We start from the raw sequence: 22,242 nt of genomic DNA, 5'->3' as shown, positions 1-22,242 counted from the left end.
CTGAATAATTATTGACAGATAATTTTTGATATTTGCAGGAATCGCCCATTTTTGACGGAAATCATCAATCTTCCGGTATTATGGCTGCCCCGATCCGTGCCTTACTCGTCTGTACTAATCATACGGATTACCCGACTAAATCCGAAAAGACAGGACTATGGCTGAGTGAACTCACCCACTTTTATGATGAAATCGCCGACCGGAATATACTGATTGACATCGCCAGCCCTGCCGGTGGTCCGATTCCGCTTGATGCGCGCAGCCTGAAGCGCAACGATACAACCAACGATAAATGGTACCATTCGGCTATTCTAAAGCCCAAACTGGACGAATCACTGCCATTGGACAGCATTGACCCCCAGGCCTATAAACTGATCTACCTCGCAGGCGGTCATGGTACGATGTGGGATTTTCCGGAGAACCGGAAGCTACAGGATACTGTCCGGCAAATTTATGAACAGGGAGGAATGATTGCCGCTGTCTGTCACGGCGTAGCTGGTCTGCTGAACGTCCATCTGTCGGATGGTACGGCCCTGGTACATGACCGGCAAATTACCGGCTTTTCCAGCATGGAGGAAAAACTGATTGGTCTGAAAGACGAAGTACCGTTTTTGCTGGAGGACGCTCTTAAAGCTAAAAGCGCCCTCTACAGCAAAAGCTTTTTACCATTTCTACCCCACATTGAGGTCGACGAACGCATGGTTACGGGGCAAAACCCGGCATCGGCCCGCAAAGTCGGGCGTAAAGTCGTCGAAGAAATGTTTGATAAGTAATGTTTACCCAATAATCTTTTTGCCATAAGGTAACGACAAGGCCTCCCGTACGCCTCTGAACTGAGACTCACTGTTTACGTTCGCGCCTACAAACGAGATCACGTTCTGGTCGATTAACCACTCGGCGAAATGGCGGGCATTGAGGCCATTCCGACCGGTCAACGAAAGCAAATCCATGTGAAACAAGACTCCCTGATCTCTCAGCTTAATGGCTTGTCCTCTATTCTGTTGCAAATAGATATACCGTTCTGAATGAGATAAGACCGGTACAAATCCGCGCGACCGTAATAAATCCAGTGCATCCAGCCATGCGTCCGACAGGGTAATTAGTGAGGTCTCGACCAACACCAGCGACTTGGGTGCTTCCTGCGATGGACTAAATACCAACAGATCCCCCCTGTTGCGGAGCACCGACAGAAACCCATCATCTAAATAATACTCTGCGGCAGGCTCCACCGAAAGGTTTACGCCCTCTGCCCGCAATGCCTGTTGAAGTCCTGCCGTTATCGACCTGATCCGGTCCGGGCTGGGCTCGTAATAGCCTTTCATAATATGCGGCGTAATTACGAGCCGGTGAAAGCCCAGGCGGTTCAGTTGCCGGGCAATGGCAACACTCTGGTCCAGTGAATGCGGGCCATCGTCAAGACCTGGTAAAATATGGCAATACAAATCCATCCGTCCGGCGGATGGGACAGCAGACCGGTATACGGCCCTCCGTTGACGCGTCAGAAATGAAAACGGCATGAGCGACAAACTGCGATAAACGTTGATGGATGTAACTTGTCATACGTTTTATGGGGAAGAGTTATAGGCAGTTTCGTGCACGAATTGTGCCAAAAAGCAAAAAAGCAGGCCGTATGGCCTGCTTTTTTATTTATGTACTGCTCATGCCTACGCAATTACCTGCGGAAACAGCGAACGTAATGTTGGCAAAATCAGGTCTTTCTCAGACACAATCGGGTTTTCAACCTCCCAGTCAATCTGCAGGTCCGGATCATTCCAGATAATACCGGATTCAGCAGCTTTATTATACACATTAGTGCATTTATAGCTGAAAATACTGTCTTCGAGTGTCACAAAACCATGGCCGAAACCTTCCGGTACCCAGACCATATTATTCAGTTTCGCATCCAGCACAAATTTCTCATGCTGCCCGAATGTCGGTGAATCCGGACGTAAGTCAACCACCACATCAATAACTTTGCCGGTAATAACACGGACAAGCTTTCCTTGGGCAAACGGAGGATTCTGAAAGTGTAATCCCCTTACTACTCCCTTGACGGAGAATGACTGGTTATCCTGTACAAAATCCATGGGCAGGCCCAACGATTCGAAAACAGGTTTATTATATGACTCAAAGAAATAGCCGCGCTCATCGCCGAAAACGCGGGGCGTAAGTTCGATCAGGCCCTCAATTGCTGTGTGTCGGACTTGCATAGAAAAGAGTAGATTCCAGACTGGTATATTCGACAAAAATAGGAAACCCTGGCGGTAGTTCGTACTTTTGAGGCAATTCTTTTCTTGCAACCCTATGAATTATAACGAGCTATACCAGCAAATAGCCACGAAAAAATCATATCTCTGCGTAGGTCTGGACACCGATATCCGTAAAATTCCCGCTCATCTTCATAAGGAACCCGACCCGATTTTTGCCTTCAACCGACAGATTATTGATGCAACTGCTGAATATGCAGTGGCTTACAAACCCAACATTGCCTTTTACGAAGCGCATGGTCCGCGCGGTTGGGAAAGCCTGCAAAAAACGCTGGAGTATATACCGAAGGCGTGTTTTACGATTGCAGATGCCAAACGCGGCGATATCGGCAACACATCCGGCCTCTATGCACGGACGTTTTTTGACCCGTCGGCGTCTGGCCTGAATTTTGATTCGGTTACGGTCGCACCGTACATGGGCGAAGACTCGGTTACTCCTTTCCTCTCCTACGCCGGCAAATGGGTCATTCTGCTGGCCCTGACGTCAAATACCGGCAGCCACGATTTTCAGATGCTGCCCGTCGACGGACGGCCGCTGTTTGAGCATGTACTGGAGAAAGCCATTACCTGGGGTGGACCGGACCGGCTAATGTTTGTCGTGGGCGCCACCCAGACGGCGCAACTCAGCCGGATCCGTGAACTGGTACCCGATCACTTCCTGCTTGTTCCCGGTGTCGGCGCGCAGGGCGGTTCACTAGCGGAGGTATCACGCATTGGCCTTAACAGCCACGGCGGATTGCTGGTCAACGCCTCACGCAGTATTCTCTATGCCTCAGATGGGCCTGATTTCGCACAACGGGCCGCCGATGAAGCCCGTATCCTGCAACAGGAGATGGCGACATACCTCTAGATTCTAGCTTACGGTTTGCATCTTTTTCGCTGTTTATCAGTACTTTGAGCCTTACACTTGCTCAACGTAAAAAACTATAAACACCGGAATGCAAACCGTAAACTCTATGAGTCGTGTCCGAATCTTTCATTTACTTTTTGTGGCAATATCAGTATTTTGATCACCATCAGCTCCGCACTACTGATGGTGACCCGATACAAATTCTTTATCCGGGTTTCAGAAATAATCATGCCGGGCCGGACTTTACCGATGCCCGTTTGCTGATCAATGACGTTGAATGGGTCGGTACCGTCGAAATCCACGTCAATGCCTCAGACTGGTTCCAGCATCGTCACCAGCATGACCCTGCCTATGACAACGTCATTCTGCATCTGGTCTGGCAAGCCGACAGGTTCGTACAACGTACTGACGGCACCATTATTCCTACCCTGTCGCTACAGGACCGGACTAATCCGCAGCTTCTTTCCCGTTTTGAGACACTGCATACCTCCGCCGACCCGATTCCCTGTAGCGGTCACTGGCCTCAACTCAGTACACTGACGATTATGTCGATGCTCGATCAGGCCTTGCCCGGACGATTGGAACGTAAGGCCGGCGATGTGCTGACTATTCTCAGTCAAACCAGGCTCGACTGGGAGGAAACAACGTACCAGCTGCTGGCCCTAAATCTGGGCTTTAATGTTAATGCCGGGCCAATGCATCAGCTCAGCCGCGCGGTACCGCTGAAAATTCTGCAAAAGCACCGCAATGCCCTGCTTCAGGTCGAGGCCATGCTCTTCGGGGTCGCGGGGTTGCTGGAAACCGGCGAGAGCGATGAGTACCTCGACAGCCTGCGCCGTGAATACCGCTTTCTGGCAGCGAAATACCAGATGACTGACCAACAGCTGCCCGGCCACATCTGGAAATGGGCCCGCTTGCGACCGGCTGGCTTCCCCACGCTGCGTATTGCCCAGCTTGCACAGCTGATCGTACAGACACCCAGCCTGTTTTCGCTGCTCACGCACACCGATGATATGCCCTTATTAGTGAACACACTACAGGTTAAGCCGTCCACGTACTGGCATACACATTACCGGTTTGGCAAACATACCGACAAGGGTGCTCCGTCCCTTGGCGAATCGTCGGCCGTTAATATCCTGATAAACTCAGCTGCCCCGCTGCTGGCCGCCTGCGCGCAGCATAAGCAGCTACCGGCCTATATGGACCGTGCCATTACGTTACTGGAACAACTGCCTGCCGAACAGAATACCATTCTTGACAACTGGAAAAAGATCGGGTATACCGCCGGGAACGCGTTTGACTCACAGGCGCTGATCGAATTATATAACCGGTTCTGTGTACCGAAAAAATGCCTCAGCTGCCGGATCGGTGCCCGTTTGGTCGGGCAAAAAACGTAACTTTACCGGTCAACGCATCCTCACAATGATTCCCCGTCTGCTAACCATTGCCTTTTGCTTTTGCCTGCTGACCGGCCTTCGGGCTCAGGATTCGCCGAAAATTACGGTAACACCGCTAACCAAGCGGTTATGGGTACACACTACCTTCCGGAATTACGACGGCAAACCCTTTCCCTCTAACGGCATTATTGCCAAAACTGCCGACGGGGTTGTGCTGGTGGATACCGGCTGGGACGTCCTCAACGATACGGATCAGACCCGGCAGGTACTCGAATGGGTAGATAAAAACCTGCATATGCCGGTGAAGCTCTGCATCGTTACTCATTTTCACGACGACCGTGTGGGTGGCATCGGGTTGTTGCGCAAAGCGGGCATTCGGGTAATCAGCACACCGCTGACCGCCGACAAATCAGTTAAACAAGGCTATGAACGTCCTGAAGGTATTTTGCCGAATGATACCACCTTTGTGGTGGGCAAACTTCCGATCCGCTGCATTTTTCCGGGTGAAGGTCATACCAGCGACAATATCGTTGTCTGGTTCCCTACCGAAAAGACACTGCATGGAGGCTGCTTCGTAAAAAGCTATGCCGCCTTCGGTCTGGGTAATGTTGCTGATGCCAACGTAAATGCATGGGCGAACTCACTAAGAAACCTGCAGACGCTTATTCCTGCCCCAAAATACATTGTTCCGGGGCATCAGGAGTGGGACAAGAATACATCACTGGAACACACCATTCGGTTGCTGGAGGTAAAGAAATAAAAAAGCCCCGGCCTGAATCAGACCGGAGCTCGGGTGCTACGGGAGTAAAAAAATTAACGGAATGCTCTCGTAAAGAAATAGTTGATACCGAACTTAACACGCCCGCCCCGGTTGCGTCCGGCCAGCGGGTTGCTACGATCATAGTAATTGCTTTCCAGCGCAATTTCGCCGCTCAGGTTCCGGGTGGCCAGAAAACCTACCCCTGCTTCCAGGTTGATGCTGTTAAATTTCGCCTTGTCGCCTTCACCTATGTTGCTGGCATATTCGCGGCCGAGGTTATAACCGGCCCCCACAAAGCTGTGAATCCGTGTACGGAACGGATAATACCGGGCAAATAACCCGACCTGCCGCGAGCGGTAGCTTGTGGCTAACCGGCGATCGAACCCGCCGCGCAGACCGGCTACAAAACCGGGTTGAAAGAAATAACCGATCCGGGGATTCAGCGTCAGGTAGGTTCCGCTGCCGGCTCCGATGCCGAAGCCCAGCGCTCCGCCGACGAATACACTGCCTTTCTGAAACCATTCGAGTTCGTTCCGGCGCTGATAGGCAATGCTTTTCTGTGCCTCGTCGCGGGCTTCATTTTCGACGCGGTTCACACTCCTGCGAACATCTTCGCGGGTGCGTTCGTCAATAATCGGGCGATTTTCGCGTGTGGAACTTGTATCGTTCGTTGATTGTGCCATTCCCGCGGATGCCAACGTAGTCAGCATACCCGCAATCATCAGTAGTTGTTTCATAATCGTTGTCGTAATATATGGAATAACGATTATGTCAGGATTAGGTTTGTGATCAGGGCGGTTTTGTGTGGCCGGAAGGGTGGGGAAGTATAGTAGAGCAGGGTGAAAATCAGTGGATGCCGGGGTGTAAAAGGGGCGGCTGTAAATAAAAAGGGCGGCTATGAACGATATGGCTGTAAATAAAAAGGGCGGCTATGAATGATATGGCTGTAAATAAAAAGGGCGGCCACGTGGGGCCGCCCCTACCGGTAATCCTATTCTGCTCTCTTTAATTCTTCGATCAGGGCACTGATTTGCTCGGCCGATGTTGCCGGGAAATTGGCGATCCGGATTTGTGATTCTTTGAATTTGCCATAACCGCTGCCGACAATCATGCCTGATTTTTTGACGGCGGCAATGACATCGGCCGAAGGCTTCGTGGTATTGGCCACGACCACAGTTTGTGACCGGTGACGCTCTTCTTCCACAAACGGCTGATAACCATCGCTTAGCTCCAGAAAACGATAGAGCGCCTTTGCCTTCTCTTCGGTTTGTTTCCGGATGGTCTCAATGCCAATCTTGTTCAGGTCTTCAGCCACCTTACCTAACACGTAAATAAACAGCACATTCGGCGTGGCGGGTGTCTCAAATGTTTTGTACAGTTTCCAGAGCGTTGGCAGGTTGTGGTGCGCACCGATAGTCAGTGAGTCGTAGCGCTGCAACCGCTCAGCCTTTTCCAGACAGGCTTCGCTGGCAATCCAGACGCCCAGGCCGGCTGGCATACCGAACGCTTTCTGTACCGAGAAAAAGGCCGAGTCGATCAGGCTGAAATCCAGATCCGGATAGGGAGCCGAGGACACCATATCGACGCAGAACAATTTCTGACTGTATTTTTTCTTCAACCGGTGAATATCCGACGTACGCATCTGTACCCCCGACGATGTTTCGTTGTGCGTAATTGCGACCAGCTCCGCGTATTCCGGCACCTCCGTTTCGGCGAAGTCGAACCCTTTGCCAAATGGCTTTTCCAGCAGATGCGTGAACTTGTGCAGTGACTGTGCATAGTCGTAAAACTTACGCGAAAACGAGCCGTTGACCATGTGAAAGCTTTCGTGCTCAACGCAGTTAAGCAGCACCCGCTCCCACACTTCCGAGGCTGATCCCGTAAAGAAAATACCGTGGCTCGACGGGATATTCAGTAAAATCCGCAGCTGTTCATCGGTGAACCGATAAATGTCGCGGAATTTCTGACTACGATGAGAGATCGAGCCAATCTGCTCATCCAATGCCGTTTGTAGATGTTGATGAACCGTCGGGTACAGCTCTGCCGGACCGGGAGTGAAGTAAAGTGATTTCATTGATCAAGTCAATGAGCGATTGGGCGATTGAGCGATTGAGTGAGTAAGCGCGGTAACGCTATTCACTCAATCACTCAATCATTCAATCACTCAATTAGTATAAAAGTCTGAACTTAATCGTGTTGTCGATGGCTTTCAGCTCCTCAACCACTTCGTCTGAGTAGTTTTTGGCGATATCCGTGATTACATAGCCGATATCTTCGGTTGTTTTCAGATACTGACCGCGGATATTGATGTTGTACTTGGCAAAAATGTTGTTCATTCTGGCCAGAATACCCGGCATATTCGCGTGAATGTGCAGCAACCGGTGCGAATCCTTCAGCAGTGGCAACTGCAGCTCAGGGAAGTTTACGCTGCCGTAGGTACTGCCATTGTTGATGTATTCGAGGAGTTTCGCCGGCACAAAGTTACCGATGTTTTCCTGGGCTTCTTCAGTACTGCCACCGATGTGCGGCGTCAGGATTACGTTTGGCAGCCCACGCAGTTCGTTGATAAACGCTTCGGCGTTGGTTTTCGGCTCGTACGGGAATACGTCGATGCCGGCACCGCCAACCTGGCCCGACTTGATTGCCTCAACCAGGGCAGGGATATCGACAATATGTCCCCGCGACAGGTTCAGGAACAGAACCCCTTTTTTCATCAGGCTGAACTCACGGGCACCGATCAGATTTTTATTAGTCTTACGGCCATCGGTATGCAGGCTGATGATATCGGCAATGGCCAACAGCTCATCCAGCGACTTGCATTTGCGGGCATTTCCCAGCGACAGCTTATCAACCACATCGTAGAAATACACTTCCATACCCAGCGCTTCGGCAACGACCGACAACTGCGTACCAATATTGCCGTAGCCGACGAGACCCAGTTTTTTACCCCGTACCTCGAAGCTGTTTGCGGCTGATTTGTCCCAGATACCGGCATGCATCTGATTACTCTTCGTGACCACATTCCGGATCAGCATGATGATCTCGCCGATCGCCAGCTCAACTACTGAGCGGGTATTGCTGTAGGGTGCGTTGAAGACCGCAATACCCCGTTCAGTACACGCCTGCAGATCGATCTGGTTGGTACCGATGCAGAATGCACCGATAGTCATCAGTTTGTTCGCGCTCTCCAGTACGCGGCGCGTTACCATTGTTTTTGACCGGATACCCAGGATGTGCACACCCTGAATAGCTTCGATCAGCTCGTCTTCGTCAAGGGCTCCTTTACGCAACTCAACCTGAAACCCTTCCTGTTCAAAAAGCTGGAGGGCAACAGGGTGTACGTTTTCGAGCAAGAGAACTTTAATCCGGCTTTTCGGATAGGATAAACTACGGCTCAATTTATTATCGTATAAAAAGTCGTCGAGCGACGGAGCGATGTGATCGGCTTTTTCAACCACGCTTGGCCGCAGAACGTTTTCGGTGAATGCATAAAACTTATTGGCCAGACCCGCCTCACGGATTTCATAGTCCGTATAGCCATCGCCGATCACATAGATATCGCCGTCGAGCTTCATATCGCGGATCAGCTTTACCTTACCTTTATCCATAGCCAGCGGGTTATTGCAATCGCAGCCGATGATGTTACCGCTTTCGTCGTAGGTAAAGGTATTGGCAAACACATGCTCTTCCTTAATACCCAACGCTGTTACGATTGGTACGATAAACTCTTTAAAACCGCTCGAAACGATAAAGATCTGCTCAGCATTTTCGGCCAGGAAAACCCGGTTGCGCTGAAACGAATCGGAGACTTTTGTCATCAGCGTTTCGATCAGGGCCGGTAAATGATTCCGATGGGCGTTCAGCAGGTTAAGCCGTAATTCGAGCGACTGAGCAAGGGAGATTTCGCCGGCCATACCCCGATCGGTAATGGTTTTGATCTGATCCAGCACATCGTCGCGGTCCGGGCGGCCAATCAGAGAGATTTCGCCCAACACGTCAAGGGCTTCAACCTTAGTAAAGGTGCTGTCAAAATCAATGACAAAATAGGTCTGTTCGAGCTGTTTGGTAAGCATAGGTATTTCTGATTGTATTCTCCTGATACTCGGTTTTTCAGGAAAATCGTGTTAGCTGTCCTGCGAAAGGAACGCCAACGCTCTTTGTTCTGACCAGTATGTTCCCTGAATATCGGAGCCGGACGGAAACCCGCAGTGGCCACCTTGCTCAGGAAACTCCATAAATACATTGGGTAGTTCCCGTGCCATCGCTTCCGGAAAACATTCGGGAGCCAGCATCGGGTCATTTTTAGCATTGATGAGAAGCGTCGGGATTTGAATTGAGCGCAAAAACTGAATAGCACTATTGCGCGCATAATACTCACTGGCATCCCGAAAGCCATGTAACGGAGCCGTATAACGGTCGTCGAAGTCTGCAAAGGTACGGATTCGGCGGTAATGTTTTGAGGAAATCTCCGCCGGGAACAGCTTTTCTTTTTCTACAACCTTCTCCTTCAGGTGCCGGAGAAACCGCCGTAGATAAATCCGTGAAAAGCCACGGTTAAGCATTTCACAACTGGCCGCCAGGTCAATCGGCGCGGAGAACGCAATGGCCTTTTCAACGGCTTCAGGCAGGGCTGCTCCCCGTTCGCCGACGTATTTTAGTGTCAGATTACCACCCAGGCTGTACCCGATCAGCGAAATCCGGCGGTAGCCTTGCTGCATGGCATGCCGTACAATAAAGTCAAGGTCTTCCGTAGCACCGGAATGGTAAAAACGGGGAAGCCGGTTCATTTCACCGCTGCATGACCGGAAATTCCAGGCCAAGCAGTCGAAGCTGTGCTGCGTCAGATGCCGGACCATGCCGGTGATATACTGACGGGTCGAATCCCCCTCCAGGCCGTGCGACAGAATCACCAGCGGCCGCTTGCCTTCTGCCCTCAGCGCACTGCCTTCAGCACCCTGCCCCAAACCCTCCGCCCAGTCAAGATCAAGAAAATCCTGATCCGGTGTCTGGATTCGTTCACGCACATACGACACCGCTACCTTCCGTAAAAGCGAAGGCACAATGGTTTGCAGATGCCCGTTCCACAGGCGGGCCAGCGGCCGGTAACTTGAAGGCGCAATCAGGGGCATACCCAGCGCGGTTGATTAAGCCGCAAAGTTACGAATGTTCAACGAACCCGCGGTCTACTTTTTCAGGATCCATTGCCAGATTTCCCCATCATCCGGGTCCTGTATAGTTCCATCAAATTTAAATCCTATTTTTTTCAGAAGCCGGTTAGACGGATTCTGTTCGGGAAGCGTATGCGCCATTACATTTCTGATTTTAGGCTGGCTTAAGGCAAAGGAAACCAACTCCTTAGCTACCTCGGTGGCCAACCCCTGCTGCCGGTAGGGTGCATAAATCTCATACCCGATTTCAACCGTGCCGTCTTCATCGGGTAGCCCCTTGAATCCGCCGCTGCCAATCAACACCTGATCGGCGCGGTGCACAAAAATGTACATCCACCAGGGCGACAGCGAAGGCTTTCCCTTCAGCAACTGATAGGTTGGTTCGAGTACTTCCGGAAACTCTGTCCAGTCTTCGGGAATCCGGCAGGCAACCGGCGTGGTCAGTTCACTGCGCTTCTGAATCAATGCGTCCAGTATCGGTAAATCTGCCGGAACAAGGTGTAATCGCGGAGTTGTTAACATACGGCTAAATTAAAGTACCTCCAGTTGACCGGCCGAAAAGGCCACCGGTTTATCAGCAAACAACTGCTTCGTGGCTGCCCAAGTAGTCCGGAACAGTTCACTTTGGCGGTAACGTTCCAGCGCTTCGGCCGACTCCCAATGGCTGTAGGTCATCCGGACGTTGGGTTTATCCAGATCGCAGAGCAGTTCCAGATGCAGGCATCCGGGAAACGACCGGATCTTTTCTTTCGATTGCCCGAAAATAGCCATGAATGCCTCCATTTTATCTTCCTGAAAGGTCATGCGTACAATTCTGATCAATGAATCCATGTGTTGATACTGAGTAGCGACCATTAACCTGCTAATGGTACCGGACAAAGCTCGTATTTTTTATTGATACTCCTTCAGCGGCGCAAAAAGCGTTTCAGAAAAGAGTTGAATTGTATAATTTTGACCGATGGCTAAAACAGAAACACTTGAGGATTTCTACCAGCAGAAATTCAATTGGTTACCGGGTAATCTACAGCAGGATCTGGGGCACTTCAATGTTTTTCAGTTCAGTAATTATCAGAAAGGGCGAAGTACACCTGTCTATTACAGTCGCCGGGATTTTTACAAGATCAGTTTGATTAAAGGGTATAACCGGTACCATTATGCTGATCGCAGTATTGATATTAACGGGGCAACCCTGATCTTTTTCAATCCGCAGGTGCCGTATACATGGGAAGCCTTGTCGGAAGAAATGGAAATTTCGTTCTGCATTTTCAGGGATGCTTTTTTCGCCGAACACAGCCGCAACTGGCTACACGATCTGCCCATGTTCAGGCCCGGCGGCAGACCTGCCTATGTCCTGAGTGAGGCCCAATACGAACAGGTACACGCACTTTTTCAAAAAATGATTGCGGAAATAAACACCGATTATCCGTTCAAATTTGATTTACTGCGGAATTACGTTGCTGAGCTAATCCATTTTGCCCTCAAACAGGAGCCGGAAGAAACGTTACACCAGCACCCAAATGCGCAATCACGCCTGACGGCAGTTTTTACAGAACTGCTCGAACGGCAATTTCCGATTGAAACCCCGGCTCAGCGGTTTTCGATGCGGTCGGCGGGTGATTTTGCCCGTCAGCTGGCCGTTCACGTCAATTACCTGAACCGGTCTGTCCGCACCACAACCGGCAAAACCACAACGGATCACATCGCCGAACGGATGGCTAGTGAAGCAATGGCCTTATTAAAGCATACTGACTGGAATATTGCCGAAATCGGTTATTGCCTTGGTTTCGACGAACCGGCCCATTTCAATCACTTCTTTAAAAAGCAAACCAGCCAGACTCCTTCATCCTACCGCAAGGTTTGAATTCCGCAAGTATTGGTTTGTTACCGGCAACCACTGCCCCCCGTGCAACAGCTACTTTTGTGCCTGTAAACAGACAGGATTATGGACAACAAAAAAGTATGGTTTGTAACGGGAGCCTCCAAAGGCTTAGGCCTTCAGTTAGTCAGGCAGTTAGTAAGAGACGGACATCAGGTAGCTGCCACGTCGCGCAATACCCGTGCTTTAACGGAAGCGATTGGCAGTCATAACGGCTCGCAGACGTACAGGAATTCAACATTCATGTTACCGTTGTTGCGCCCGGCGCCTTTCGGACCAGCTTCCTGACCTCAGATTCGCTTGTACTGGCCCGCCATCCGATTGACAGTTATACGGCTATCCGGAACAGTCATACCCGCTATCAACAGATGAGCGGACTGCAAGCCGGTGATCCGGACAAAGCGGTGACCGTTTTACGGCAAATCACAGAAGAAGCCCATCCACCGCTTTATCTGCTGCTGGGTACAGATGCCTTCCAACGGGCTAATCAGAAATTAGACACGCTGCAGAAAGCATTTGCCGCTGAAGAGCAGCGCACCCAGTCAACCGATTTTTAACCTTTCAGGCTGTATATATACACGCCGCCACCTTTTCCATTTTTACTTTTTATGCAACACAAAGTAGTCGCCATTACAGGTGCCAGCAGTGGCATCGGCGAAGCCATAGCCCGTCATCTTGCCGCTAAAGGATGCCGGATCGTTCTGGGTGCCCGGCGCACCGATCGCTTACAGCAGATTGCTGACGATATAACCGCTGCCGGCGGACAAGCAGCCTGGCAACCGCTCGACGTTACCCAACCGGAAAGCATGAATGCCTTCGTTCAGTTTACGCTCAGTACGTTCGGACAGCTGGATGTGATGGTCAACAATGCCGGTGTAATGCCTTTATCGTATCTGAACGCTTATAAAGTTGCCGAATGGCACCAGATGGTCGATGTGAATATTAAGGGTGTACTGCATGGCATTGCCGCCGCCTTACCCGTTTTCGAGCAGCAAGCCAGCGGGCAGTTTATTCAGATCACATCGGTTGGTGACCGGTGGGTTGGCCCGACGTCTTCGATATACAGTGCCACCAAATTTGCCGTCCGGGCATTAACGGATGGCTTACGGCAGGAAGCCGGTCCCGGCATCCGCGTAACGCTGATTGCGCCGGGGGCAACTGAATCCGAGCTGGCAGAATCCATTTCGGATCCGGCCCTGAAAAAACTGGCTATTGAACAGTTCAGGTCAGATACCATTCCGGCTGAAGCCATTGCACGGGCTGCGGCTTACGCCATTGAACAGCCGGACGACGTAGATGTCAACGAAATAGTGGTTCGCCCGATTAAGCAGAAATCCTTTTAACGCCTACCCTACAGCCGTAATCCGCCGGATTGCGGCTGTTTTTGCATTCGCTTACATGGATTGAAAAATCCTGAAACTGCCTCCGTACATCCTATCCGCAACAGACTTGTAGTAAGACCTTTGCATAACTGATTAATAAGCATTTACGGCTTATCAGTTTTCCTCAAATTAACGCAAAGTGTCATGTTACAACACGTTATTCCTGCCTTTGGGCTTATAAATGCTATTGCGGCGGTGGGTATTGCCTTGCTCTACATCACTGCCTTTTCACTGGTTAAGGAACCGCAGCGGCAACTCGTTAACGCCCTGATCATTGCCGGCGCCGGTGCCGTTTACTGGAGTGGCGGGCTGGGCGTGTGGGAGTTCCCGTTTGGCGTGGTTATGCTGTGGGTCGCCTATCGCGGACTGGCCAGCTACACGTATATCGGCATTGGCTGGCTGCTGCACACCGCCTGGGATCTTATCCATCACCTCTATGCCAACCCGATTGTCGCGTTTGAACCTTCCTCTTCGGCCGGTTGTGCGGTTTGCGACAGCATACTGGCGCTCTGGTTTTTCGCACAGGCCCCTTCGGTCTTCAGCTTTTTCAAACGACCGCTGCCCGACTCCTGAAATTGTGTGTATAGTAAGTAAAACTGTGCCTATCCACGAATAATATACTAAAAATCAGCACCTTGCACACATCACTTTTCAGAACACACAGGCCGGAACGTATGAAGATCGCCGTAAACGGCCAAATCGTGTTAGTTTTGTAGAAACGTTAAACCCTATTACCAGATGCAATACAGAACCTTTGGGCGCACAGGCTGGCAAGTCAGTGAGATCGGCTACGGCATGTGGGGCCTCGCCGGCTGGACCGGTGCCGAACGCGATGAAGTAGAACGGGCCCTTGACCGGTCAATTGAACTGGGCTGTAACTTCTTCGATACGGCCTGGGCCTATGCAGACGGCCTCAGCGAAACCATCCTGAACGGTACCATGAAACGGCACAGCGACAAACGCCTGTATGCCGCCACTAAAATCCCGCCTAAAAACCGTAAATGGCCGTCGAAACCGGAGTTCTCCATCGACGACGTTTTTCCGGCCGATTATATTGTTGAGTATACCGAAAAGAGCCTGAAAAACCTGGGTGTCGAAACCATTGACCTGCAGCAGTTCCACGTGTGGGAAGACGGCTGGGCCGACCGCGATGAGTGGAAAGAAGCCATTCAGAAACTGACCAAAGAAGGCAAGGTACAGGCGTGGGGCGTTTCGGTAAACCGTTGGGAGCCGGACAACTGCCTGAATACCCTGCGTACGGGTCTGATCGATGCCGTACAGGTGATTTACAACATCTTTGATCAGAATCCGGAAGATAATCTGTTCCCGCTTTGCCGCGAGCTGAACGTTGCTGTCATTGCCCGCGTACCGTTCGACGAAGGCACACTGACAGGAACCTTTACCAAAGAGACTACCTTTCCGGCCAATGACTGGCGGTCGACGTATTTCGTACCGGAAAACCTGAACTCCAGCGTTGACCATGCCGATGCGCTGAAACCGCTGATACCAGCCGGTATGAGCATGGCTGAAATGGCGCTGCGTTTTATCCTGAGCAATCCCGACGTAGCGACTACGATTCCGGGCATGCGGAAAATCCGGAACGTTGAAGCCAATTGCGGCAGCAGCGACGGCACAGGTCTGCCCGACGCCCTGCTTCAGGAGTTGAAAGGCCACCGCTGGGACCGCACCCCGACGGAATGGAGTCAATAAAGCAGTAGAAATCTCTTCTCTTCAGTGCTAAATCGGCGAAGGGCTACCAAACTACATACAATTACATCTATACCACATAGCCACATAGAGTACATAAGCATTAAAAAAGCCTTTGTTTTCTATGTGACTATGTGGTAAAAGATTTTTATTCCTAAGCCCATTTCAAGAAAAGAAATACTGGCAAATAAGCAGATTATCAGCCTTTCAGATAATCCGGTAGCGGCACATCCTTGATCCGCTTTTCATCCGGTACCGGCGTGTGGTAGGTCAGCGATAACGGCACCACTCCCGCCCAGTAAGGCAGATCCAGATCCTCAGGGTCATCGTTAACACCGCCCGTCCGTACTTTGGCCGATGCCTCGTCAATCGGTATGGCAATCACCATTGTCTTCTTCATTTCACTGGCATTCGGGTGGCGGGTATCGGCCCAGCGCCCCGGCATGATCTGCTCCGTAATCCGTTCCAGCGCCAGCCAGCTTTCGGCTTCGTCCTCAACGAGCCGCGATGTACCAAACGCTACGACTGACCGGTAATTGACCGAATGGCTGAATGCCGAACGGGCTAAAATCAGTCCGTCGATAAATGTAACGGCCACGCATACATCCACGCCCTTTGCCAGCTCGCGGAAAAAATGACTACCCACCGAGCCGTGGATATACAGCGTATCCTCAACGCGGCAAAATGCAGTCGGAATAATAAATGGCTGGCCGTCGATGCAGTAGCTGACATGACAAACGAGCGCGGCATCCAGAATCGGGTAAATAGTTTCCGTGTCGTGAGCACCGCGTTTCGGCAGGCGGGTAAGTTTGGTCCGGGAAGTATTCATCGTCGTTGTATTTGTTTTGACAGCTCAAAATTATTTCTTTGCCGGACTACTACAGGCTACCAGTTTTTACATAATGAATAGTCCGGTTTTATGTTGCCTTACAAAACACTGATCCCGCTCGACCGGCAATCGGCCACGCTGCTGTCTACCCAGATTGCCAATACACTGATCCGGCTGATCCGGCAAGGCATTCTTGCGGCAAACACGAAATTGCCCGGCAGCCGGGCCATGGCCGGTTTACTGGATATTCACCGGAAAACCGTTATTGCCGCGTTTGACGAACTGACGGCACAGGGATGGCTCGTGCAACGGCCCGCACAGGGAACGTTCGTCAACAGTGAACTACCGGAAGTAGCCCCCCGTCAGCTGCGCGAACAACCGGCACCTGCTGGTCTGGCGGTAAAAACCGGCTACGCCTTCCGGATCCGTGAACAGCTGGCCCTGCCGGTACTGAAGAATACAGACAAGCTGATGTTCGACGACGGATTCCCGGATGTCCGGCTCGCCCCCACTGAACAGCTGGCCCGCAATTACCGGAGTGTGCTGCGCCGCAGTTTTCAGCAACGGCTGCTGGGTTACGCCGATACCAACGGCGATCTGTTTTTCCGGCAGCAACTCGCCCGTTACCTGCATGACAGCCGTGGTATCCCGGCCGCACCGGAGCATATTTTCACGACGCGGGGCAGCGTCATGGCCATTTATCTGTTAGCCAGGATTCTGCTCCAGCCCGATGATGTGGTAGTGGTCGGTAAGCCCAATTACCGTTCGGCCAACCTTATTTTCGCGGAGCGCGGGGCAAGGCTGATTCAGCTGCCGGTGGATGCACACGGGTTAGACGTGGACGCCCTGGAGGAACAATGCCGGCAGCAGCCGGTCCGGATGGTATTTGTGACGCCCCACCATCACCACCCCACAACCGTAACGCTCAGCGCCGAGCGCCGGATCCGGTTGCTTCAACTGGCAGAACACTATGGATTTGTGGTACTTGAAGATGATTATGACTACGATTTTCACTACGCCGGCAGCCCTATTCTGCCCCTGGCAAGTGCCGATGCGGCCGGTATGGTGGTGTATATCGGCTCGTTTACCAAGTCAATTGCCCCCGCTTTCCGGGTTGGGTACGTGGTGGCCCCGCCAAACCTCATCGAAGCCCTGGGCTATTACCGGCGGATCATTGACCGGCAGGGCGATACGGTGCTGGAACAGGCAATTGCCGAAATGCTGGCCGGGGACGACATCCAGCGGCATCTGAAAAAAGCGCGGAAAATCTACCATCAGCGGCGCGACACCTTTTGTGAACTCCTCCGCGAACGCCTCGGCGATGCCGTTTCGTTTACGGTTCCTGATGGTGGTCTGGCCGTCTGGACACGTTTCGACGACAGCATTGACCTGAGCACGCTGGCTGCCGGGTGTCTTAAGCAGGGACTAATCATCGGCAACGGCCGGTTTTACCAGCCCGACGAGCCGGTTGTCCATCACACACGGCTAGGCTTTGCCTCCTCAACACCCGAAGAAATGGAGCAGGGCACGCGCATTATCCAGAAAGTATTGGCTACCTTAGTACCCTGAATTTACCCCAAATCCTGACTTTTGTTGACGCAGCCATGCGTCGGTTTTACCCATGAAAAAACTCCTCTTTGCCGTCCTGATGCTGACCGGCAGTCTGGCTTTCGGCCAGGACAAACTTGGCTTTACCGGACATAACCACGTGGCGCTGCACGTAAAAGACATTCAGACCAGTGCAAAATTCTACCAGGAAGTGGTCGGTATGAAGCCGATTGATGTGCCGCCAAGTCTGAAAGGCCGCCGGTTCTGGTTTGACCTCGGCAACGGTCAGCAACTGCACCTGCTCGACGGCCGGACCGAAACCATTGTCCACGACCGCAACGGGAGCCACATTGCGCTGTTTGTTGAGTCGATGGACAAGGCCGAAGCGTTTCTGAAAAAACAGAACATTCAGTTTCACAAGCAGGTACGGGTAGATGGTGTACCGCAGATCTACTTCTCTGATCCGGACGGGTACCTCCTCGAAATCAACGGCGATACCCGCACAAAACTGTAGCGGCCTCTAGTTGACGGGCTGCTGATTGACCAACACATTTTTGAGCGTGAATCCCTTCACGATGTCTTTGTTAACGGCCCCGTTTTTAGCCTCAATCATCAGATTTTCAAAGATAAAGTCTGACAGATGATTATTCTGGTTAATGGCTACATCGAAAAACGTCTGACAAGTCAGCCTGATATTTTTCAGACTGATGTGGTTGCAGTATTCATGCGGTGCATCCTGCCGCCCCTGCAAATCGAAAAACTGTGTCCACGGCTTCACATACAGCAGGCTTTTGGCCTGACCCGTTATGTTTTCGACGGTCACGTATTCGTACAGCTGCGGGGTGTCGGGACGCATTTTAAGCCACAATACCCGCTCCGCCTGATTGACGTGGCAGTTACGCATCACGATGTTTTTGTTGTGAATGGCCTCGCTGCCGCAGGTCAGCGCCGAGTGGCAATATCCGAAGTGGCAGTTTTCAATGATAATGTTCGTGTTTTCGCCGTTATTCGGTACCAGATCGGCCCACGGCCCTTTACCGCCTTTCAACGCGATAGCATCGTCATTGACCGACAGATAGCACCGGCTGACCAGCACATTGGAGCAGTTGTCGAGATCAATGGCGTCGGTACTCGGAGCTTTCACCGGCTGATACGGCGAGAAGATGTGTAGATTCAGGAGCTTAATGTTGGTGCACTGGTAGAAATGGTTCGTCCAGAAACCGGCGTTGTGCAGTTTCACATCCTGCATCTGCACATTGTTTGATTTCCAGACGAAAACCAGCCGTGGCCGCGACACCTCAAGGTTGGTGCAGTTCGGGTTTTCTTTACGACGGGCCCAAAACGCCTCCCAATAGCGCAGCCCGTTACCGTCAATTTTGCCTTTGCCCGTAATCGTAAAACCGTCAACCCCATACACATTCACCAGCGCCGCGAAGTAGTCAAGACTCTGCCCCTCCATCCGTGACGGGATTTTAGGGTAATTCCTGATCTCGTCGGACCCTTTCAGCACAGCCCCTTCGGCAAGGTGCAGGTGCGTTTTGGGCTTGAAGAACAACGCTCCGCTCAGGTACGTCCCCTTCGGAATCACCACAACCCCGCCGCCCTGCTGTGAGGCCGCGTCAATTGTTTTCTGAATGACGGCGGTTTGTAGCACGGTACTGTCGCCGACTGCCCCGAAACGGGTAATCACGTATTGTTTACCCAGCTTCGACAGCGGGATTTTAGTCGTATCCGAGAACCAGGCCGGTATCCGGCTTCCATCCGGAAAAACGTTCGCCGGTTTCGTTTGTGCAAAAAGTACCTGATGAAAAAGGAGAATACCGATGAATGCAATGATTTTTTTCGACATTTTTGATCTTACAATAGTAGTAAAGACAAACAGCTGGATAAAAGTACATAATTCTAATCCGGTCTTTTACCATGAAATCAATATTCACGTTCCTCTTCCTCGGCCTGACGGCGGCCTGTTTCGCCCAGTCGCCGGTTTTATTGACTACCGACCGGGCGGATTCGCTGCTTAAGGCAATGCCCGGTATCCAGTTGCTGGACGTCCGGACCGCCGGTGAATACGCTAACGGGCACCTGAGCCATTCGACCAATATCGATGTGCGCGATGAGGCTTTTCTGAACAAGGTCAAACAGCTCGATCCCAACAAGCCGGTGCTGGTGTACTGCCTCGCCGGTAGCCGCAGCGCAAAAGCTGCCGGTATGATGGCCAGTGCCGGGTTTAAGTCCGTGTATGACATGCAGGGTGGTTTTGCCAAATGGACGGCGGCCAGCAAACCCATCGAAGGCGGGAAGGAAGCACCATCCGGCGCGATGACACAAGAAGCGTTCCAGAAACTTACCGCCTCGGCCAAGCCCGTCCTGATCGACTTTTATGCCCCATGGTGTGCACCTTGTCAGAAAATGTTGCCAACGGTCAATAAACTGAAAGCCGAACTATCGGATAAAGTGACGATTGTAACGATTGATTACGATAAAAACCGGCAGCTGGCCCAGCAGCTCGGCGTTGACGAAATTCCTACGTTTCTGATGTATAAAGAGTCGAAAATCAAATGGCGGGGCATCGGCTATATGGACGAAGCCATGTTCCGCAAAACCATCGACGAATACAAATAAAACCGGTTGCGCGGAAACCCCTTCCGCGCAATCACTTTGCCTCTGTCCGGATGCCGGTCCCCAAACTCAACCCCTCCCAGTTTGATGAGTACCTGTTCGGTAGCTGGAAACCGACCGTTTCGGGCTTTTACGAACGCTTTCACATTGAGCGGATCGAAAACTACAGAGCTCACCTGACGCTACCGGTTTTGCCCCACCGGCGGTCTGTTTATTTTTTCATTTTTGTTACGAAAGGCCTTGCTGTCCGCAGCAAAGGGCTCACCCGATATGAGGTTGGTCCTGACACGCTTTTCTGCCTTGCCGCCGATCAGATTACCTCGCTTGAAGCGATCTCAGACGATGTTGAAGGCTTTTACTGCCATTTCCGCCCCGAACTTTTCCAGCACGCCCAATTACCTGCCGACATTGAACAGGCATTTCCTTTTTTCAGCATCACCGCTGATCAACCCCTCATTTCCGTTCCGCAGCCCGAACGGTTTTATACGCTGCTTGACATTATGCTGGCCGAGCGGTTACGTAATGAACCGGGGCGCGGCCGTTTATTAGCGCTTTATCTAACCGCCTTCCTGACCGAAGTCAGTCACCTGAGTCAGGCGCGTCCTTCCGGCACACCAACGGCGGCGGCTTTGCTGACCCGACGCTACAAACTGCTGTTGAGTGAACGTATTTACGAGAAAAATACCGTCGGTGAACTGGCCGGTATGCTGGGTATTTCTGCCAACCACCTCAACAAATCGGTTAAGGCCACAACCGGCAAATCGGCGCATGAGCTGCTGGAAGACATGCGCATCCTGGAGGCCAAGGTTTTGCTGAAACAAACAAACCTGCCCGTTGCCGACATTGCCTTTAAACTCGGCGGTCTCGACCCGAGTGACTTCGCCCGATTTTTTAAAGCCAAAACCGGTTTATCACCAAAAGCCTACCGCAATCTGCCCGAATGATTGTTTTTGCATAATCCTGATCCGCTTTTACCTACCCGACATCCTTTTATAAGTCTAAGTTTGTATTGAAATAAATCAATTAACCTGACTTAATTGATGCAGTTACCAGTTCCCTTAACCTCTTCTATTTTACTGGAAATCAAAGAAAGTATCCTGCTTATCGGGCTGAACCGGCCCGATAAGCGGAATGCGTTTAATGATGAGTTGATTTTCGGGATCGAACACGTGTTTGAGCACATTCCGGCCCATGTCCGGTGCGCGGTTATTTATGGTATCGGCAAGCATTTTTCCGCCGGACTCGATCTTTCCGAACTTACCGAAAGGGACGCCGTTCAGGGCATTTTTCACTCCCGCATGTGGCACCGTGTACTGGATAAAGTGCAGTTCGGGCCGGTACCGGTCATTGCTGTGCTGCATGGTGCCGTAGTTGGCGGCGGCCTGGAGCTGGCGGCGGCCTGCCATATCCGCGTTGCCGAAGCCACTACGTTTTATGCCTTACCCGAAGGGCAACGCGGCATATTTGTCGGTGGCGGGGCGTCGGTTCGTCTGCCAAAACTGATCGGCATGGGCCGCATGACCGATATGATGCTGACCGGCCGCGTCTATCAGGCCGACGAAGGGGAACGCATCGGGATGGCTCAGTACCTTGTTGAGGCAGGTACGGGGCTGGACAAAGGACTTGAACTTGCCCGTAAAGTAGCTGCCAACGCCGGTATGACCAATTATGCCCTCACGCAGGTCTTACCCCGCATCGCCGATTCAGGGCAACAGGAAGGCCTGCTGCTCGAAAGCCTGATGGCGGCGATTGCTCAAAGTGCCCCTGAAGCCAAACAACGCCTCCACGACTTTCTGGAAGGGCGGGCCAAAAAGGTAGGTGAATGATGCCTCCTTCTGT

At 51.7% G+C, this 22,242-nt stretch carries 25 protein-coding genes; 15 read left to right on the top strand and 10 right to left on the bottom strand.

Features of this window, described 5'->3' with window-relative positions; all coding sequences use genetic code 11:
* Positions 1 to 80: 80 nt before the first annotated feature.
* Complete coding sequence (locus AC23NW_RS07775) at positions 81 to 773, top strand: type 1 glutamine amidotransferase domain-containing protein (protein WP_487448718.1); 693 nt, start codon at positions 81 to 83, stop codon at positions 771 to 773.
* Between the two features lie 3 nt (positions 774 to 776).
* Here the strand turns inward: AC23NW_RS07775 and AC23NW_RS07770 are convergent, their stop codons facing one another.
* Together AC23NW_RS07770 and rfbC are read right to left on the bottom strand one after the other, a co-directional pair.
* Positions 777 to 1,448: a tyrosine-protein phosphatase gene (locus tag AC23NW_RS07770; protein ID WP_487448717.1), complete on the bottom strand. Its 672-nt coding sequence runs from the start codon at positions 1,446 to 1,448 to the stop codon at positions 777 to 779.
* Between the two features lie 216 nt (positions 1,449 to 1,664).
* Positions 1,665 to 2,210 carry a dTDP-4-dehydrorhamnose 3,5-epimerase gene (rfbC, locus tag AC23NW_RS07765; RefSeq protein ID WP_487448716.1) on the bottom strand — a complete coding sequence of 182 codons (546 nt, stop codon included), beginning with the start codon at positions 2,208 to 2,210 and terminating at the stop codon, positions 1,665 to 1,667.
* Between the two features lie 94 nt (positions 2,211 to 2,304).
* On the opposite strand from rfbC, the gene pyrF reads away from it, so the two are divergent.
* The 3 genes from pyrF (at position 2,305) to bla (ending at position 5,274) form a co-directional block, all read left to right on the top strand.
* Positions 2,305 to 3,117 (top strand): orotidine-5'-phosphate decarboxylase, encoded by an 813-nt coding sequence (pyrF, locus tag AC23NW_RS07760; protein WP_487448715.1) that lies wholly within the window; start codon positions 2,305 to 2,307, stop codon positions 3,115 to 3,117.
* A 113-nt stretch (positions 3,118 to 3,230) separates the two neighbouring features.
* Positions 3,231 to 4,514 carry a DUF2851 family protein gene (locus AC23NW_RS07755; RefSeq protein WP_487448714.1) on the top strand — a complete coding sequence of 428 codons (1,284 nt, stop codon included), beginning with the start codon at positions 3,231 to 3,233 and terminating at the stop codon, positions 4,512 to 4,514.
* A gap of 25 nt (positions 4,515 to 4,539) precedes the next feature.
* Positions 4,540 to 5,274 (top strand): subclass B1 metallo-beta-lactamase, encoded by a 735-nt coding sequence (gene bla / locus AC23NW_RS07750; protein WP_487448713.1) that lies wholly within the window; start codon positions 4,540 to 4,542, stop codon positions 5,272 to 5,274.
* Positions 5,275 to 5,327: 53 nt separating this feature from the next.
* On the opposite strand, the gene AC23NW_RS07745 is transcribed toward bla, so the two are convergent.
* The 6 genes from AC23NW_RS07745 to AC23NW_RS07720 all read right to left on the bottom strand — a co-directional run bounded on the left by AC23NW_RS07745 (position 5,328) and on the right by AC23NW_RS07720 (position 11,273).
* On the bottom strand, positions 5,328 to 6,011 hold the full coding sequence (locus AC23NW_RS07745; RefSeq protein ID WP_487448711.1) for a hypothetical protein: 684 nt from the start codon (positions 6,009 to 6,011) through the stop codon (positions 5,328 to 5,330).
* A gap of 254 nt (positions 6,012 to 6,265) precedes the next feature.
* On the bottom strand, positions 6,266 to 7,348 hold the full coding sequence (locus AC23NW_RS07740; protein ID WP_487448710.1) for an aminotransferase class V-fold PLP-dependent enzyme: 1,083 nt from the start codon (positions 7,346 to 7,348) through the stop codon (positions 6,266 to 6,268).
* Positions 7,349 to 7,442: 94 nt separating this feature from the next.
* A complete protein-coding gene (gene serA, locus AC23NW_RS07735) occupies positions 7,443 to 9,347 on the bottom strand; it encodes a phosphoglycerate dehydrogenase (protein ID WP_487448709.1) in 1,905 nt (634 codons plus the stop codon).
* A gap of 51 nt (positions 9,348 to 9,398) precedes the next feature.
* Positions 9,399 to 10,403, bottom strand: coding sequence for a YheT family hydrolase (locus AC23NW_RS07730; protein WP_487448708.1), 1,005 nt, complete (start codon positions 10,401 to 10,403; stop codon positions 9,399 to 9,401).
* 54 nt (positions 10,404 to 10,457) lie between these two features.
* Positions 10,458 to 10,964 (bottom strand): GNAT family N-acetyltransferase, encoded by a 507-nt coding sequence (locus AC23NW_RS07725; RefSeq protein ID WP_487448706.1) that lies wholly within the window; start codon positions 10,962 to 10,964, stop codon positions 10,458 to 10,460.
* A gap of 9 nt (positions 10,965 to 10,973) precedes the next feature.
* Positions 10,974 to 11,273 carry a putative quinol monooxygenase gene (locus tag AC23NW_RS07720; protein ID WP_293845829.1) on the bottom strand — a complete coding sequence of 100 codons (300 nt, stop codon included), beginning with the start codon at positions 11,271 to 11,273 and terminating at the stop codon, positions 10,974 to 10,976.
* Between the two features lie 127 nt (positions 11,274 to 11,400).
* Here AC23NW_RS07720 and AC23NW_RS07715 point away from each other — a divergent pair, with 127 nt between their 5' ends.
* The 6 genes from AC23NW_RS07715 (at position 11,401) to AC23NW_RS07690 (ending at position 15,410) form a co-directional block, all read left to right on the top strand.
* Positions 11,401 to 12,303: a helix-turn-helix domain-containing protein gene (locus AC23NW_RS07715; RefSeq protein WP_487448704.1), complete on the top strand. Its 903-nt coding sequence runs from the start codon at positions 11,401 to 11,403 to the stop codon at positions 12,301 to 12,303.
* An 81-nt stretch (positions 12,304 to 12,384) separates the two neighbouring features.
* Positions 12,385 to 12,606, top strand: coding sequence for an SDR family NAD(P)-dependent oxidoreductase (locus AC23NW_RS07710; RefSeq protein ID WP_487448703.1), 222 nt, complete (start codon positions 12,385 to 12,387; stop codon positions 12,604 to 12,606).
* A gap of 80 nt (positions 12,607 to 12,686) precedes the next feature.
* Positions 12,687 to 12,875 (top strand): hypothetical protein, encoded by a 189-nt coding sequence (locus tag AC23NW_RS07705; RefSeq protein WP_487448702.1) that lies wholly within the window; start codon positions 12,687 to 12,689, stop codon positions 12,873 to 12,875.
* 51 nt (positions 12,876 to 12,926) lie between these two features.
* Positions 12,927 to 13,661, top strand: a complete 735-nt coding sequence (locus AC23NW_RS07700) for an SDR family oxidoreductase (protein ID WP_487448701.1) — start codon at positions 12,927 to 12,929, stop codon at positions 13,659 to 13,661.
* Positions 13,662 to 13,844: 183 nt separating this feature from the next.
* Positions 13,845 to 14,273: a DUF6010 family protein gene (locus AC23NW_RS07695; protein WP_487448700.1), complete on the top strand. Its 429-nt coding sequence runs from the start codon at positions 13,845 to 13,847 to the stop codon at positions 14,271 to 14,273.
* A gap of 165 nt (positions 14,274 to 14,438) precedes the next feature.
* Complete coding sequence (locus AC23NW_RS07690; protein ID WP_293841389.1) at positions 14,439 to 15,410, top strand: aldo/keto reductase; 972 nt, start codon at positions 14,439 to 14,441, stop codon at positions 15,408 to 15,410.
* Positions 15,411 to 15,606: 196 nt separating this feature from the next.
* Here AC23NW_RS07690 and AC23NW_RS07685 read toward each other — a convergent pair whose 3' ends face one another.
* On the bottom strand, positions 15,607 to 16,236 hold the full coding sequence (locus AC23NW_RS07685; RefSeq protein ID WP_487448698.1) for a pyridoxamine 5'-phosphate oxidase family protein: 630 nt from the start codon (positions 16,234 to 16,236) through the stop codon (positions 15,607 to 15,609).
* A gap of 90 nt (positions 16,237 to 16,326) precedes the next feature.
* On the opposite strand from AC23NW_RS07685, the gene pdxR reads away from it, so the two are divergent.
* Both pdxR and AC23NW_RS07675 read left to right on the top strand, forming a co-directional pair.
* Positions 16,327 to 17,805, top strand: a complete 1,479-nt coding sequence (gene pdxR, locus AC23NW_RS07680; RefSeq protein WP_487448697.1) for a MocR-like pyridoxine biosynthesis transcription factor PdxR — start codon at positions 16,327 to 16,329, stop codon at positions 17,803 to 17,805.
* Positions 17,806 to 17,857: 52 nt separating this feature from the next.
* Positions 17,858 to 18,298 carry a VOC family protein gene (locus AC23NW_RS07675; protein ID WP_487448695.1) on the top strand — a complete coding sequence of 147 codons (441 nt, stop codon included), beginning with the start codon at positions 17,858 to 17,860 and terminating at the stop codon, positions 18,296 to 18,298.
* A 6-nt stretch (positions 18,299 to 18,304) separates the two neighbouring features.
* Here the strand turns inward: AC23NW_RS07675 and AC23NW_RS07670 are convergent, their stop codons facing one another.
* Positions 18,305 to 19,633, bottom strand: a complete 1,329-nt coding sequence (locus AC23NW_RS07670; RefSeq protein WP_487448693.1) for a rhamnogalacturonidase — start codon at positions 19,631 to 19,633, stop codon at positions 18,305 to 18,307.
* A 71-nt stretch (positions 19,634 to 19,704) separates the two neighbouring features.
* Between AC23NW_RS07670 and AC23NW_RS07665 the strand changes: the two genes are divergently transcribed.
* The 3 genes from AC23NW_RS07665 (at position 19,705) to AC23NW_RS07655 (ending at position 22,229) form a co-directional block, all read left to right on the top strand.
* Entirely contained in the window at positions 19,705 to 20,406 is a 702-nt protein-coding gene (locus tag AC23NW_RS07665; RefSeq protein WP_293841403.1) for a thioredoxin domain-containing protein, read from the top strand.
* A gap of 50 nt (positions 20,407 to 20,456) precedes the next feature.
* Positions 20,457 to 21,347, top strand: coding sequence for a helix-turn-helix domain-containing protein (locus AC23NW_RS07660; protein ID WP_487448691.1), 891 nt, complete (start codon positions 20,457 to 20,459; stop codon positions 21,345 to 21,347).
* A gap of 96 nt (positions 21,348 to 21,443) precedes the next feature.
* A complete protein-coding gene (locus tag AC23NW_RS07655; RefSeq protein ID WP_487448690.1) occupies positions 21,444 to 22,229 on the top strand; it encodes a crotonase/enoyl-CoA hydratase family protein in 786 nt (261 codons plus the stop codon).
* Positions 22,230 to 22,242 lie beyond the last annotated feature (13 nt).

The sequence above is a fragment of the Arsenicibacter sp. R0_47 genome (assembly GCF_057652235.1).
The sequence above is the reverse complement of the archived record's forward strand: the minus strand, read 5'-3'. Positions and strand labels throughout refer to the sequence as shown.